Source organism: Cerasibacillus quisquiliarum, assembly GCF_014202495.1.
GTDB lineage: Bacteria > Bacillota > Bacilli > Bacillales > Amphibacillaceae > Cerasibacillus > Cerasibacillus quisquiliarum.
This window is the reverse complement of sequence record NZ_JACHHA010000012.1, coordinates 59,283-74,610: the sequence shown is the minus strand read 5'-3', so window position 1 is coordinate 74,610 and position 15,328 is coordinate 59,283. Positions and strand designations below refer to the sequence as shown.

At 37.4% G+C, this 15,328-nt stretch carries 16 protein-coding genes; all 16 read left to right on the top strand.

Annotated features, from left to right (window positions below):
• Positions 1-450: 450 nt before the first annotated feature.
• The 16 genes from HNQ35_RS11515 to HNQ35_RS11440 all read left to right on the top strand — a co-directional run bounded on the left by HNQ35_RS11515 (position 451) and on the right by HNQ35_RS11440 (position 15,262).
• A complete protein-coding gene (locus HNQ35_RS11515; protein WP_170226719.1) occupies positions 451-822 on the top strand; it encodes a response regulator in 372 nt (123 codons plus the stop codon).
• A gap of 127 nt (positions 823-949) precedes the next feature.
• Positions 950-1,813: a class II fructose-1,6-bisphosphate aldolase gene (fba, locus tag HNQ35_RS11510; protein ID WP_146938458.1), complete on the top strand. Its 864-nt coding sequence runs from the start codon at positions 950-952 to the stop codon at positions 1,811-1,813.
• Between the two features lie 16 nt (positions 1,814-1,829).
• Positions 1,830-2,471, top strand: a complete 642-nt coding sequence (gene fsa / locus HNQ35_RS11505; protein ID WP_146938457.1) for a fructose-6-phosphate aldolase — start codon at positions 1,830-1,832, stop codon at positions 2,469-2,471.
• 91 nt (positions 2,472-2,562) lie between these two features.
• Positions 2,563-3,852 carry a UDP-N-acetylglucosamine 1-carboxyvinyltransferase gene (murA, locus tag HNQ35_RS11500; protein WP_146938456.1) on the top strand — a complete coding sequence of 430 codons (1,290 nt, stop codon included), beginning with the start codon at positions 2,563-2,565 and terminating at the stop codon, positions 3,850-3,852.
• A 62-nt stretch (positions 3,853-3,914) separates the two neighbouring features.
• Entirely contained in the window at positions 3,915-4,883 is a 969-nt protein-coding gene (gene glpX / locus HNQ35_RS11495) for a class II fructose-bisphosphatase (RefSeq protein WP_146938455.1), read from the top strand.
• Positions 4,884-5,486: 603 nt separating this feature from the next.
• Positions 5,487-6,758, top strand: a complete 1,272-nt coding sequence (gene rho / locus HNQ35_RS11490) for a transcription termination factor Rho (protein ID WP_146938454.1) — start codon at positions 5,487-5,489, stop codon at positions 6,756-6,758.
• A 162-nt stretch (positions 6,759-6,920) separates the two neighbouring features.
• Positions 6,921-7,166, top strand: coding sequence for a type B 50S ribosomal protein L31 (locus tag HNQ35_RS11485; protein WP_146938453.1), 246 nt, complete (start codon positions 6,921-6,923; stop codon positions 7,164-7,166).
• Positions 7,167-7,256: 90 nt separating this feature from the next.
• On the top strand, positions 7,257-7,841 hold the full coding sequence (locus tag HNQ35_RS11480; protein WP_146938452.1) for a thymidine kinase: 585 nt from the start codon (positions 7,257-7,259) through the stop codon (positions 7,839-7,841).
• A gap of 460 nt (positions 7,842-8,301) precedes the next feature.
• Positions 8,302-9,372 (top strand): peptide chain release factor 1, encoded by a 1,071-nt coding sequence (gene prfA, locus HNQ35_RS11475; protein WP_146938451.1) that lies wholly within the window; start codon positions 8,302-8,304, stop codon positions 9,370-9,372.
• Between the two features lie 6 nt (positions 9,373-9,378).
• Complete coding sequence (prmC, locus tag HNQ35_RS11470) at positions 9,379-10,248, top strand: peptide chain release factor N(5)-glutamine methyltransferase (RefSeq protein ID WP_246118102.1); 870 nt, start codon at positions 9,379-9,381, stop codon at positions 10,246-10,248.
• 78 nt (positions 10,249-10,326) lie between these two features.
• Complete coding sequence (gene spoIIR, locus HNQ35_RS11465; protein WP_146938450.1) at positions 10,327-10,911, top strand: stage II sporulation protein R; 585 nt, start codon at positions 10,327-10,329, stop codon at positions 10,909-10,911.
• Between the two features lie 55 nt (positions 10,912-10,966).
• Positions 10,967-11,371, top strand: a complete 405-nt coding sequence (locus HNQ35_RS11460) for a hypothetical protein (RefSeq protein WP_146938449.1) — start codon at positions 10,967-10,969, stop codon at positions 11,369-11,371.
• 246 nt (positions 11,372-11,617) lie between these two features.
• A complete protein-coding gene (locus tag HNQ35_RS11455; protein WP_371862328.1) occupies positions 11,618-12,646 on the top strand; it encodes an L-threonylcarbamoyladenylate synthase in 1,029 nt (342 codons plus the stop codon).
• A 58-nt stretch (positions 12,647-12,704) separates the two neighbouring features.
• Positions 12,705-13,268 carry a manganese efflux pump MntP gene (locus HNQ35_RS11450; RefSeq protein ID WP_246118101.1) on the top strand — a complete coding sequence of 188 codons (564 nt, stop codon included), beginning with the start codon at positions 12,705-12,707 and terminating at the stop codon, positions 13,266-13,268.
• A 76-nt stretch (positions 13,269-13,344) separates the two neighbouring features.
• Positions 13,345-13,968, top strand: a complete 624-nt coding sequence (locus tag HNQ35_RS11445; protein ID WP_146938447.1) for a low molecular weight protein arginine phosphatase — start codon at positions 13,345-13,347, stop codon at positions 13,966-13,968.
• Positions 13,958-15,262, top strand: a complete 1,305-nt coding sequence (locus HNQ35_RS11440) for a methyl-accepting chemotaxis protein (RefSeq protein ID WP_246118099.1) — start codon at positions 13,958-13,960, stop codon at positions 15,260-15,262. The genes HNQ35_RS11445 and HNQ35_RS11440 overlap by 11 nt, the downstream gene beginning before the upstream one ends.
• The last annotated feature ends 66 nt before the right edge of the window (positions 15,263-15,328 follow it).

Here is a 15,328-nt window from a genome sequence, read left to right as displayed (position 1 = left end):
AAAATGATATCGCATTTGTCATTAATGATTTAGTAGAGAGTATTCCTGAAGAGGCTTTTCAAAATTTTCTTCGTAAAAGAGCGTCCTTCTTATCACTCGCTCATGATGTTGAACATCATTTTATGTGCATATTCCCAACCTGTGTTTTCTGGTAGAATAAATTTAACAAAGTATACCGCCAAAATACAAAATAATAATAATTATAACAATCCAAAACAAAAAGGACATTGTGGAAACAACATTTCAATGTTGATTACGCAATTTTTCTCATTTAAGAGTCATTTTGTCCCCTTGTGTTCTATATAATTACCTTTTTACCATAAAGTAATAGTGCATTTTGACTAAAATTCAGAAAAATGTTCAGATATAAAGGGTTAATGAGATATGTTGTAGAAGTAAATGAAATAAAACATTCATAAGAATGGAGAAATTTATACGAGGGGTGACGGTGTGTCGAAGAAAATATTAATTGTAGATGATGAAATAGGTATCCGATTGTTACTTAAAGAAATACTAATACAAGATGGTCATCAAATTTATCAAGCAAAGACAGGAGAAGAAGCCCTGGATAAAATAACAGTAACTCCATTCGATCTCTTAATTATAGATTATCATCTACCTATATTAGATGGTGTATCCGTCCTTAAGCGCCTTCAAGAAAAAGATATTTATCTTCCATGTATTTTCATGACAGGTATGTTCGAAATGCTAATAGATGAGTTAGAAGAAATGGATTTTGTGACTGGAATAATCGCTAAACCTTTTCATGTTCATGAATTACTTAAACTCGTACGTGGCACGCTTTATGAGAGAAGACACTAGTAGGAAAGGAACAGCGCTAAAGGTTGCTACTTACTCATTGAGTTGGTATTCTATAATTATGGTGTAAACAATGGTACATGAGGTTTATATTATTTGAAATAAAAAGAAAAAAGGGAGGATTTTCATCATGACATTAGTTTCGATGAAAGAAATGCTTGAAAAAGCAAAAGCAAATGGTTATGCTGTAGGTCAATTTAACTTGAATAACTTAGAGTATGGGCAAGCCATTTTGCAAGCTGCTGAAGAGGAGAAATCTCCGGTTATTATCGGAGTATCAGAAGGTGCAGCACGCTACATGGGTGGTTATAAAGTTGCGGTAGCTATGATTAAATCATTAATGGAGGAATACGGTACAACAGTACCTGTAGCTATTCATTTAGACCATGGTTCAAGCTTTCAAGAATGTGCAAAAGCAATCCATGCAGGATTTACTTCTGTAATGATCGATGCATCCGCCCAACCATTAGAAGACAATATTGCTGTTACGAAGAAAGTCGTTGAATTAGCTCATTTACACGGTGTTTCTGTTGAAGCGGAATTAGGTCGTGTAGGTGGACAAGAAGATGACTTAATTGTAGAAGATGCTGAAGCGATGTATGCTATTCCGGCAGAGTGTGAACAATTAGTACAAGAGACAGGTGTTGATTGCTTTGCACCAGCGTTAGGTTCTGTACACGGACCATATAAAGGAGAGCCGAATTTAGGTTTCGATCGCATGGAAGAAATTATGCATTTAACAGGTGTACCTCTCGTATTACATGGCGGAACAGGCATACCGACAAAAGATATTAAACGTGCTATTTCTCTTGGAACAGCTAAAATTAATGTCAATACAGAAAACCAAATAGCCCAAGCGAAAAAGGTGCGCGAAGTCTTGGCTGAACAACCAGAACTTTATGACCCACGTAAATATCTTGGACCTTCCCGTGATGTGATTAAAGAAACTGTTATTGGGAAAATGCGTGAATTTGGTTCTTCAAATAAAGCGTAAATAAAGAGGGATAAGAATGAAGTTTTTTATTGATACTGCGAACTTAGAAGATATTCGCCGTGCGAATAAACTTGGTGTACTTTCTGGTGTAACGACAAATCCAAGTCTCGTTGCTAAAGAAGGTGTACCATTTCACGAGCGACTTAAAGAAATTACAGACGAAGTATCGGGGTCTGTCAGTGCTGAAGTTATTTCAGAAGATGCCGATGGGATGATTAAAGAAGCTAAGGAATTAGCACAGATTGCCCCAAATATAACGGTAAAAATACCGATGACACTTGAAGGGTTAAAAGCAGTCAAAGCATTGACACAACTAGGGATTAAAACAAATGTGACCCTTATTTTTAATGCGAATCAAGCATTACTTGCGGCCCGTAGTGGAGCAACATATGTGTCGCCATTTTTAGGGCGTTTAGATGATATTGGACACACAGGAATGACACTTGTAAAAACCATTGCAGACATATTTGACCGCCACAATATTGAAACAGAAATTATTGCTGCATCAATTAGACATCCTTTACATGTAACAGAAGCGGCTCTAAGCGGAGCACATATTGCAACCGTTCCATATAACGTGCTTGAACAGTTAGTTAAACATCCACTAACAGACCAAGGAATTGAGAAATTTTTACAGGACTGGAACGAAATGAAGTAAAATTTGTTAATTTCATTATCATTCTTCCTCGGTTGGAACATACTATAGATAAATTACATGACGCTATTTATTGTAAAGTGGGGTTTTATTTATGCAAAAAATGCTCATTGAAGGTGGCCACAAGCTAAATGGTAACGTACGTATTAGTGGCGCTAAAAATAGTGCGGTTGCCTTGTTACCTGCAGCGATACTAGCTGATTCTGAAGTTGTATTAGAAGGGTTACCAATGATTTCTGATGTGAAGATACTAGCTCATTTACTGGAAGAAATTGGTGGAACAGTTACATGGAATGGTGATCGAACGATACATATTCACCCAGAACGTATGCTTTCAATGCCATTACCTAACGGAAAAGTAAAGAAACTTCGTGCTTCATATTATTTCATGGGTGCGATGTTAGGTAAATTCAAACAATCTGTCATTGGGCTTCCTGGTGGCTGCCATCTCGGACCTCGCCCGATAGACCAACATATTAAAGGGTTTCAAGCATTAGGAGCAGAAGTAACGAATGAACAAGGTGCCATTTATCTTCGTGCTAAAGAGTTAGTTGGTGCACGCATTTATTTGGATGTTGTGAGTGTAGGAGCAACCATTAATATTATGTTAGCAGCTGTTAAAGCTAAAGGGACTACAATTATTGAAAATGCTGCGAAAGAACCAGAAATTATTGATGTTGCAACATTGCTCACTAATATGGGTGCGAAAATAAAAGGAGTCGGTACCGATATTATCCGGATTGAAGGTGTATCTTCACTAAATGGTTGCCGTCATACGATTATTCCCGATCGAATAGAAGCTGGAACATATGCCATCGCAGCAGCTGGTGCTGGGCGCGAAGTCATTATTGATAACGTCATCCCGCAGCATCTTGAATCGTTAATTGCTAAATTACGTGAAATGGATGTAACAGTTGACCAAAGTGATGAGCAACTGTATATTGCCCCAAAGAAAATTTTAAAAAGCGTCGATATAAAAACGTTAGTATATCCTGGTTTTCCAACCGATTTGCAACAACCATTTACAGCACTATTAACTCAAGCGACAGGTACAGCTGTTGTCACTGATACCATTTACAGTGCGCGAATGAAACATATTGATGAATTACGGCGCATGAATGCAAGGATTAAGACAGAAGGCGGCGCAGCTATTATCACAGGTCCCGTGCAATTAGAAGCAGCTCGTGTGAAAGCATCTGACTTACGTGCAGGTGCTGCCTTAGTTATTGCTGGTCTTATGGCAAAAGGAATAACCGAAGTAACTGGTCTTGAGCATATCGATCGTGGTTACGAAAACATGACTGAAAAATTAATAAAACTAGGTGCCAATGTTTGGCGAGAAGACTTAACCAGTGAGGAAAAAACGCAATTACACAACTCTTAAGTCTCACCTTTTTAAATACCAACTTGGGATGAGGGTATTTGTGAATAAAGGAGAGGAAATGAATGGAAAGAAGTTTAACAATGGAATTAGTCCGCGTGACGGAAGCAGCAGCACTTGCCTCAGCACGTTGGATGGGTAGAGGTAAGAAAGAAGAGGCTGATGATGCTGCAACAACAGCGATGCGCACCGTTTTTGATACGATTCCAATGGATGGTACTGTCGTCATTGGTGAAGGAGAGATGGATGAAGCTCCAATGCTTTATATTGGTGAAAAACTCGGTATGGGCGGCGGTCCAGTGGTCGATGTCGCTGTTGATCCATTAGAAGGAACTAATATCGTAGCCAATGGAACATGGAATGCACTTGCTGTGATCGCTATGGCAGATCGAGGTCATTTATTACATGCTCCAGACATGTATATGAAAAAGATTGCTGTTGGACCAGAAGCAGTTGGTAAAATCGACATTAACGCATCTGTTTATGATAACTTACAGGCTGTAGCTAAAGCGAAAAATAAAGATATTGAAGATATCGTTGCCGTCGTATTAGACCGACCACGCCATGCTGAATTAATTAAAGACATTAGACAAGCTGGTGCCCGAATTAAGCTTATTCCTGACGGTGATGTAGCTGGTGCAGTAAATACTGCTTTTGATCAGACTGGTGTCGATATATTACTCGGTATAGGTGGTGCACCAGAAGGCGTTTTAGCGGCTGTTGCGTTAAAATGTTTAGGCGGTGAGATTCAAGGCCAACTTGTTCCATCAAATGATGAAGAAAGAAAGCGTTGTAAACAAATGGGAATTGACGATATAAACAAAGTCTTTTATATGGACGACTTTTGTAAAGGAGATGACGCTATTTTTGCCGCCTCAGGTGTAACAGACGGTGAATTATTAAAAGGTGTTCAATACAAAGGTCAAACAGCAACAACACAAACGGTTGTTATGCGTGCAAAGAGTGGGACCGTCCGCTTCATTGATGGAAGACATAGTTTAAAGAAAAAGCCAAACCTTGTATTAAAACCATAAATATAAACAAGGGGAATGTCCAGAAAGGCATTCTCTTTTTCTTTCCATTGTGCGAAAAAGCATCACATTGGAATCCCAATATAACTTCTCACCGAAGATGACCATGGTGAGAGACCGCATTGATTGGTTCAATCTATCCTCTCGCTGTAAAAAACAGTCCGAGAGACCGCATTGAGTGCTCCAACACAGCCTCTCGCCAGGAAAAAGCGCAACGAGACATCGCATTGAAGCTTCAATATACTCTTCCCCATTTATTGTTAATCGTTTTTGATGCCATTCTAACGATACATAGACATGTTCTCATCATTAGACTATAATAGTAAAGAGAACGATTTTCAAAAATTTTTTAAAAAGATATTGCTTCTCAAATCAAAACAGAGTAATATAAAGATTGTTATCTAGTTAACAATCCCTATCAAATCAAACATCGTATCTACTTCTCCAGTTCGAATTTAAAGAGTAATCCAAAAATAACTACATATAGAAAAGATGTGAAAACAATTAACGACCATGAATACATTCCATTAAACTTCAACTCTAGCTTCAAACAAAATTCCGTCTCATTCGTAAGTCTTAATAAATGTTTATAGGTGTGGTGATTGAATGTCATTAACAATTGGACAATTAGAAGAGCTAACATTGAAAGAAATTTATGCGTTAGCAAGAGAATATAAAATCTCATATTATGCAAAGTTAACAAAAAAGGAACTGATTTTCGCTATTTTAAAAGCTCAAGCAGAAAAAGATGGCTACTCATTTATGGACGGAATTTTGGAAATTATACCTTCTGAAGGATTTGGATTTTTACGTCCGATTAACTACTCCCCAAGTGCTGAAGATATCTATATTTCAGCATCACAAATTCGACGTTTCGACTTACGAAATGGGGATAAAGTATCAGGTAAAGTCCGACCACCGAAGGAAAATGAACGCTATTTTGGTTTATTACATGTTGATGCTGTGAATGACGATGACCCAGAAGCAGCTAAAGAACGGGTCCATTTTCCTGCTTTAACAGCACTTTATCCAAACCGTTTTATGAAATTAGAAACAACTCCAAATCAATTATCGACAAGAATTATAGATTTGATGACACCGGTTGGATTTGGTCAACGTGGCTTAATCGTTGCACCTCCAAAAGCAGGAAAGACTATGTTAATCAAACAAATTGCTAATAGCATATCTGTTAACCATCCCGAAGCGAAACTCATTATACTATTAGTGGATGAGCGTCCAGAAGAAGTGACAGATATTGAACGATCTGTTCACCCAGATGTTGACGTCGTCAGCTCCACATTTGATGAGCTACCAGAGAACCATATTAAAGTATCTGAGCTTGTATTAGAACGGGCTATGCGTCTCGTTGAACATAAACAAGATGTGATTGTATTGATGGATAGTATTACACGGCTTGCGCGTGCTTATAATTTAGTCATACCGCCAAGTGGTCGTACGCTTTCAGGGGGGATTGACCCAGCAGCATTTCATCGTCCGAAGCGATTTTTTGGAGCTGCAAGAAATATCGAAGAAGGTGGGAGTTTTACCATCTTAGCAACCGCTTTAGTTGATACAGGATCCCGTATGGATGATGTTATTTACGAAGAATTCAAAGGAACTGGAAACATGGAACTTCATCTTGATCGTCATCTAGCAGAAAGAAGAATCTTTCCAGCGATTGACATTCTGCGTTCTGGTACGAGAAAAGAAGAATTACTCGTTGATAAGGCCCATTTGGAAAAAATGTGGGCGATTCGTAAAACGATGCAAGATTCATCAGACTTTCTTGAACGATTCCTACGTCGTTTAAAAGCTACAAAATCGAATGAAGAGTTTTTAGAAAGAATGGAAGAAGAGATGAAACGGCGCCAGATGTAATCGTCACTGAGTAAAATCTCATTTTTACATTCTATCTATTGCATTCAGTTCGACACACTGGTATAATCTTAACGTGAGTTTAGTAAAGGTGTACGAACCTAAAGTGGCTCTTTACAATAACTCTGTTTCCAAAGGATTCAGGGCAAAAAGGAGTGGAAAGATATGAAGAAAGGTATTCATCCGGAATATAGAAAAGTTGTATTTCTTGATACAAGCTCGGATTTTAAATTCTTGAGTGGTTCAACAAAAACTTCTGACGAAACAATTGAGTGGGAAGATGGAAACACATACCCACTTATTCGTGTAGAAATCAGCTCAGCTTCACACCCGTTCTACACAGGTAAGCAAAAAGCTGACAAAGCCGGTGGACGTATTGACCGCTTCAAGAAAAAATATAATCTTAAGTAAGCAAATAAATAAAAACAGGCAAACCAATTGTCGCTTGCCTGTTTTTTTTACGTGTATTTAGTCGCTATCTGGTGAAAGGAGACGACCAGTATGTATGTTATGCAACAAAACGGTTGGGTTGAAGTCATTTGTGGAAGCATGTTTTCCGGAAAATCTGAAGAACTGATACGTCGTGTAAGACGAGCAAAATATGGTAAACTGTCTGTCGCTGTATTTAAACCAGCTATTGACGATCGTTATGCAGAGGAATATATTGTATCCCATAATGGGACATCTTTTACAGCATATCCTATTAGCCAGTCAATGGAAATTATCGACATCGTTACGGATGAAGTCGATGTTGTCGGTATAGATGAAGCACAGTTTTTTGATGAAAACATTACTAAAGTTGTTGATCATTTAGCAAAACGGGGCATTCGCGTTATTATAGCCGGATTAGATACAGATTTTCGTGGCGAACCATTCGGGCAAATGCCCAAATTAATGGCTTTAGCTGAATCAGTTACGAAGCTCAATGCCATCTGTCCTGTTTGTGGTTCACCAGCTAGTCGTACGCAACGTTTAATCGATGGTAAACCTGCCTCATATGATGATCCTGTTATTATGGTCGGTGCATCTGAATCATATGAACCAAGATGTCGTCACCATCATGAAGTTCCGAATAAACCGGAATAAAGTCATACTTTTTATTGAAGACATATATTGACAATGTAAAAGCCCCAACTATGGGGTTTTTTTAAAACCTTTAATATTATTTTCTGCTCGTTTTGTTTAAGTGCTGTTACACCTTTCAACTTATAGTAAAATAGCTTCCTTCTTCATATGAGTTTTAATTACTAGTCTCAATGCGAAATGTCATTCTGTTTCAACTCTTTACAATAGACTAGGGTAGCTACTTCTGACGTACATCTTATGATCTCAGATTTTATTCAATTCCAGATGAAGTCTTATCTTTTTATTCAACACTTTGTTTTTTCTTAAGCTTCATGAGATTGATCAAATGAAACCATTCTTTTAACAACTCCATATTTATTATAAAATGCATGATAAGTGGTGAGATATGAGTCTGACTTTGACCAGACGCTATTGGATATACTATAATTATAATGTTAAGCATAGTGAGGTGAAGCAAAAAATGTTAGAACGTTTGCAGACGATTGAAGATCGTTACCATACATTAAATGAAAAGCTTAGTGACCCAGAAGTGATTAATAACCCGAATAAACTTCGTGAATACTCAAAGGAACAAGCTGATCTTCAAGAGGTCGTACAAGTGTATCGTCAATACAAGACAGTGACAGAAGAATTAAAAGATGCAAAATCAATGTTGGAAGACGACCTTGATGAAGAGATGGAAGAAATGGTTAAAATGGAATTAGCAGAATTAACCGAGAAAGAAACGGAATTAGAAGAACAACTGAAAATTCTTCTCTTACCGAAAGATCCAAACGATGATAAAAACGTCATCATGGAAATTCGCGGTGCTGCTGGAGGAGATGAAGCGGCGTTATTTGCTGGAGATTTATATCGCATGTACTCACGTTACGCCGAAAGTCAAGGGTGGAAGACAGAAGTCATTGAAGCTCACTCCACAGGTGTCGGTGGTTATAAGGAAATTATATTTATGATTCATGGAAAAGGGGCCTATTCTAAGCTTAAATATGAAAATGGTGCCCATCGCGTTCAACGTGTACCAGAAACAGAATCTGGTGGACGGATCCATACATCAACAGCAACTGTAGCAGTCTTACCAGAAGCAGAAGATGTAGAAGTTGATATTCATGACAAAGATATTCGTGTCGATACGTTTGCATCAAGTGGACCAGGAGGACAAAGCGTTAATACGACGATGTCTGCTGTTCGTCTAACTCATATTCCAACAGGGATTGTTGTTTCTTGTCAAGACGAGAAATCACAAATTAAAAACAAAGAAAAAGCGATGAAAGTTCTCCGTGCCCGTGTTTATGATAAATTTCAGCAAGAAGCACAAGCGGAGTATGACGAAACACGTAAATCAGCAGTTGGAACCGGTGACCGCTCAGAGCGGATTCGGACATATAATTTTCCACAAAGCCGTGTTACTGACCATCGAATTGGTCTAACATTACAAAAGCTTGAGCAAATTTTAGAAGGAAAATTAGATGAAATTATTGAAGCATTGCTTGTAGAGGACCAAACGAAACGTCTTGAAGAAATCGGAAGTTAACATTTAATGAAAACGGTGGCATATATGAAAAACGATGCAAAACAATATGAAGTCCTCCAATGGGCTTCTCTTTTTTTGAAAAATCACCAGCGTGAGCCATATGTAGCTGAGATATTATTGCAACATTATTTAAATGAACCACGTGCTAAATTTTTGGCGAATATGCGAGATCCTATTCCCTTAGCCATTGTCGAACAGTTTAAAAAAGCCATTATTAACCATGCAAAGACGGGTATCCCAGTTCAACATATTATCGGAAAGACTGAATTTTACGGCCGGGAGTTTCATGTGACAAAAGATGTTCTCATCCCACGTATGGAAACAGAAGAGCTAGTTCAATGTGTTCTGAAAAAAATTCAAACAATAGAACCATTAACCATCGTTGATCTTGGTACGGGAAGTGGTGTTATTGCGATTACACTTGCATTAGAGTCGTCACATCATATTTATGCGACTGATATATCAGGAGACGCACTCAAAGTAGCAAAACATAACGCCATCTCATTAGATGCAACGGTTCAATTTTATGAAGGGGATTTCTTACAACCGATGATTGATGAAGAGATTCATCCAGATGTTATCGTATCAAATCCACCTTATATAGCTAAAGAAGATGCAGAATATTTATCAGATACAGTAAAAGACTTTGACCCAGATTTAGCATTATTTGCTGATCATCATGGATTAAAAGCATATGAAACAATTATTAAGCAAGTTCGTCAATTAAAAAGCCGTCCAAAGCATCTATTCTTTGAAATAGGTTATAACCAAGGTGAAGCGGTAACGAGAATCATTCGTCAAGCATTTCCAGCATCAGATGTATCAGTCTATCAAGATATGAACGGAAAAGACCGCATTATCTATGCAAATATATAAAAAGATGAAAATACGAGTTTAAAAGATTCCTCTCTTGCCCATAATGTGAACAACATTAATTTAAAGGGGTTCAGGATGATGCGGAATAAACGAGTATTGTTTATATTTATTGTCATGATATTCATAATAAGTCAACCTAGTATTGGGGAAGGAAATCCTTCAGAACGATTAATCATTCCAGATGAAGCGATTCGCTTAAGAATATTAGCAAATAGTGATACACAAATCGATCAAGAAATGAAGCTGCATATCCGTGATCAAGTAAACGAACAAATTTCAACATGGGTGGAACACTTAACTGATATAGAAGCAGCGAGACAAGTCATTTCAAGTCAGATAGATGAGATTGAACAAACGATCGATATGACATTAAAGCAACACGATGTCACGTATGACTTCCAAGTCTCGTATCAAGAAAATGTCTTATTCCCTGATAAAACATATGGAAACATTCATTATCCAGCAGGAGAATATGAAGCGATCCTTATTACACTCGGATCTGGTGAAGGTAAAAATTGGTGGTGTGTCTTATTTCCGCCGTTATGCTTTCTTGACTTCGCTACTGAAGTAGAAGCAGCAACAGACTCACAAGAACAAACAGAGACAGAAGAAGTTGAAGTTAAATTTTTCCTATGGGATTGGCTCGTTAATCTATTTGCATAGCATAAACAGCTCTCTTCTATCATATGATTACAGTAAAATGGAAGGGGAGAGTCTTATGAAACTAGCAAAAGCAGAAACTGTTCAAGGTCCGTTACTAGAATCTTTCATGAAAACTGCTACATCTTTAGACAAAGCCCATTTAGTTAAAGAAGGTTATGTCATTCAAACAAACGATTGTATTAAAGGTTGTTTTATATTAACTCATGTTTCTGATGATGACTATTGGTTAAAGCAATTGTTTATTCATCCAGAAATAACTCAAAACTTACCAGTCTTACTTGAAACTATTATTTTGATGACAAGAGAATTAAAAGGCCATAAATTATATCTATTCAGTCATCAAATCTTATTAGATATCATTTTAGAAGCGTTATATTTTGAAGAAACAGCCGATCTACCAAAAAATCTCGCAAATATTCAAAAGAGATCAGGAAAGTGGTGGCATTACACCGTTACTTAACAAAATTTCTGTCCTTATTCACAATATCCACAAGAAAATGTGAATAACCTGTGAAAAAATCGTTAATATCATGTTGATAAATTGTAATAAACATGTACACTCGCAAATATTTCCACAATAACGACTAAAAATGTGGATAACTCTATTGAGGAATGTGGATAACATGTTGATGAACAATAAGATGTTTAAAAAATAGCAAAATCGATTCGTTTCTTCTAAAATAGAGAGAGAAAAGAGGTAATAAATATGATGGAGACAATTTATTGGCATGTAACGGAAGGTCATCATAAACAAACCGAAGCAATTAAACAGGCGGCACAACTGTTACAACAAGGCCATACCGTTGCATTCCCAACGGAAACAGTCTATGGGTTAGGTGCGGATGCGACAAATGAACAGGCGGTTACGAAAATTTTTAAAGCAAAAGGGCGCCCGCAAGATAACCCGTTGATCGCTCATGTCGCAACGAAAAAACAACTTGTGGATATTGTGGATAAATATGAGCCGTATGTTGATAAGTTAATTGATACTTTTTCACCAGGTCCAATCACATATATTTTACCGAGTAACGGCACATGCGCAGCAAATGTAACAGCAGGTCTTGACACAGTTGGTGTACGAATACCAAATCATCCCGTAGCATTAAGATTACTGCAGCAAGCGAATATTCCTATTGCAGCACCAAGTGCAAATATATCAGGAAAGCCAAGTCCAACTACAGCTAAGCATGTTTGGGAAGATTTAAATGGTAAAATTGCTGGCATTGTCGATGGTGGATTAACTGGAGTCGGTGTTGAATCAACTGTATTAGATTGTACAGAGCATATACCCGTTATTCTAAGACCGGGAGGCATTTCACTGGAAGAGCTTGAGCAAGTAATCGGTCCCGTTAATATCGACCCTGCTCTTATGGAAAACCAGAGCAAACCTAAAGCACCGGGAATGAAGTATAAACATTATACACCAGACGTACCACTTTGGCTTGTTGATGGTTCGATTGATACATTAAATGAAATCGTTGCTGAAGCTCAAAAGGACGGCAATCGCGTAGCCGCATTAATTAGAACAGATGATGTCGAACAGATCAAAACAGATCAATATTACTTACTTGGAAATAGTTTACAAGAAATTGCTCAGCATCTATATGATGCTTTACGCACCTTTAAGAAGGAAGATACTGATATTATCATCTGTCAGACAGTCCCGGAGAAAGGGATAGGTCAAGCGATTATGAATCGACTAAAGAAAGCAGCACATAAAACCATCTCTTCCTAATCATAATCTCCCCCTTTCAGACATATAGTGTACAACCATGTCTGAAGGGGGTTTTCTTTTGCCTATCAATCTGTTATCAGAGATTGGTTCATTTTTTTTCATAGCGATTGCACTTGGTATGGACGCTTTCTCTGTGAGTCTTGTTTTAGGAATGCAAAATATGCGGTTTAAAATAGCAATGTGTTTATCCCTATTCATTGGCGTATGTCATATGATTTTACCAACAATTGGTGTGTTATTAGGGCAAGCTTTGCTAAATAAAATCGGACATGTTACGACGCTTTTAAGTGGTCTCTTATTATTTGGTATCGGAATCCATATGTTTCTGAGCGCTTTTACAACAAGTGAGAGAAAAACCTTTCGTTTGACAGGTTATGGATTTATCCTGTTAGCATTATCTGTCAGTATGGACAGCTTTTCAGTTGGACTAAGCTTTGGTATGTCAGGCATTTATTCTTTCATGATGATTTTATTATTTGGTTTTGTTAGTAGTTTTCTTACTTTACTAGGCCTTCTTATTGGACGAAAAATCAGTGGCATGCTTTCGCTCTATAGTGAGCTTTTGGGTGGTAGTATTCTAATTGTTTTCGGCTTAACTGTGATGATGAGTGCAATGATATAAAGCGAAGCGTAAAGCACCCTGTTTTAATATGTGTTATATTAAACATAAGACTTTTGAATCAAATTGAGGTGTGCAAATGAAGATATTATTCGTATGTACTGGTAATACATGTCGTAGTCCGATGGCAGAAGCACTATTAAAAAGTAAACTCCCAGATATAGAGGTAAAATCTGCTGGTGTTTTTGCTCATGAAGGCGAACAAATGAGCGCTAATGCGATTAAAGCTCTTAAAGAAAAACAAATTGACGCCTCACATCAATCGCAAATGGTCACCCCAAGTTTATTGCAATGGGCAGATGTCGTATTAACAATGACGACCGGTCATAAGCAAACATTAATGATAGACTATCCGAACTTTCAAGAAAAGTATTATACACTTAAAGAATATGTGTCACAAGCCGATAAAGAAGTATGGGATCAATTAAAGCAAGTATATGCTCAATTAGAATTAAAACGTTCACAGTTTATAAAAGAAAATGAACATAAACTAAATCACAACACCCTTGAACGAAAGCTTGCTCAATTACTGAAAGAAGAATTACAACAAATGAACGATCTCGAACAAAAGTTAATGAACTCAGATATTTCAGATCCGTTCGGTGGTCATTTACTGGTGTATCGCAAGACACTTGAAGAAATAGAAGAACAGATCGATTTACTCGTAGAAAAAATACAATCAGGGGATGCTTATGAAAAGTAGAAAAAAATACCGGTTCAGTCTGCGTGTCAAACTGATGTTATTTACGACAATTTTAGCAATTATCACGTATTCCACAAGTGCTTTTTTCTTGTATTATGTGTATGACCTTGTCGTGAATCAATGGCAATGGTTTCATATGTCATTTGAACTGTTTACGATTATAACATTACTACTCGGAATGATTTGGTCAGGAATTTTAGCTTATGTAGCAGGACGTTTTATTACGAAACCATTGGAAAAACTAGAAGAAGTAGCGTCAGAAGCAGCTAATGGCTATTTAAACCAATCGGTTCATATTCCAAAATCAGATGATGAAATTCGTGCTTTAAGCTTTGCATTTGATACAATGCTAAACAATTTACGGATGATGGTACATAATATCGATGATCATTTTAAGAAGACGAATCAAACCGTTATGCAAATGAAACAAGCGTCGGATCAATTAAGCAAGAACTCAACGATGATCAGTCAATCAACAGACGATATTTCAAAAGGTGCAATGACATCTTCAGAAGCGATTCAACAAACAGTTGAGGCAATTGAACATGCAACAATACTAGCACAACAAGTCCAAGAACAAGCAGCATCATCTCAAGAAAAATCAGCCATCATGCTAAATGTATTGAATGATAGTATGACAGCGATAAATCATCTCATTATCGGTACACAAGATTTAGCAGAAAGTCAAAAAGCCTCTCTCAATGATGTTGATAAGTTAAAAAATCATGCTTATCAAATAGAATCGATTATTACGATGGTTGGAGAAATTGCTGAACAGACTAATCTATTAGCACTAAATGCTTCCATTGAAGCGGCGAGAGCTGGTGAACATGGAAAGGGCTTTGCCGTCGTAGCGGAAGAAATTCGTAAGCTCGCTGATCAGAGTGCTCAAGCCGTACAACGTATTTCAGGATTAATACAAGCCATTCAAGCAGATATGAATCGCGTTGTGACAAAGATGAATGAACAAGTCGTACAAACAACTGAAGAGGCAACAAAAGGCTCACATGCGAACGAGAAAATAGCAGAAATGTCCCATTCTGTTGAAGAAATGGCAAGGGATATTACACGTATTTCACAACTTGTTGATGAACAACTTGAATCCATTCAAAAAACGGCGTCACAATCTGAAGAAGTCGCAGCTATTGCTGAACAAACAACCGCAGGAACTGAAGAAGTCAATGCCGCTGTTCATGAACAAGCAGCAACGATTAATGAGGTAGAACAACGAGCCAATGAACTAGAAAAGCAAGCAGAAAATTTAAAACGCCAAATCGAGCAATTTAATGTATAATGCCTAAATCTGGAAAGGAAAGAATCCTTTTCAGATTTTAATTTTTTGATTGGAAATTGTAAGACA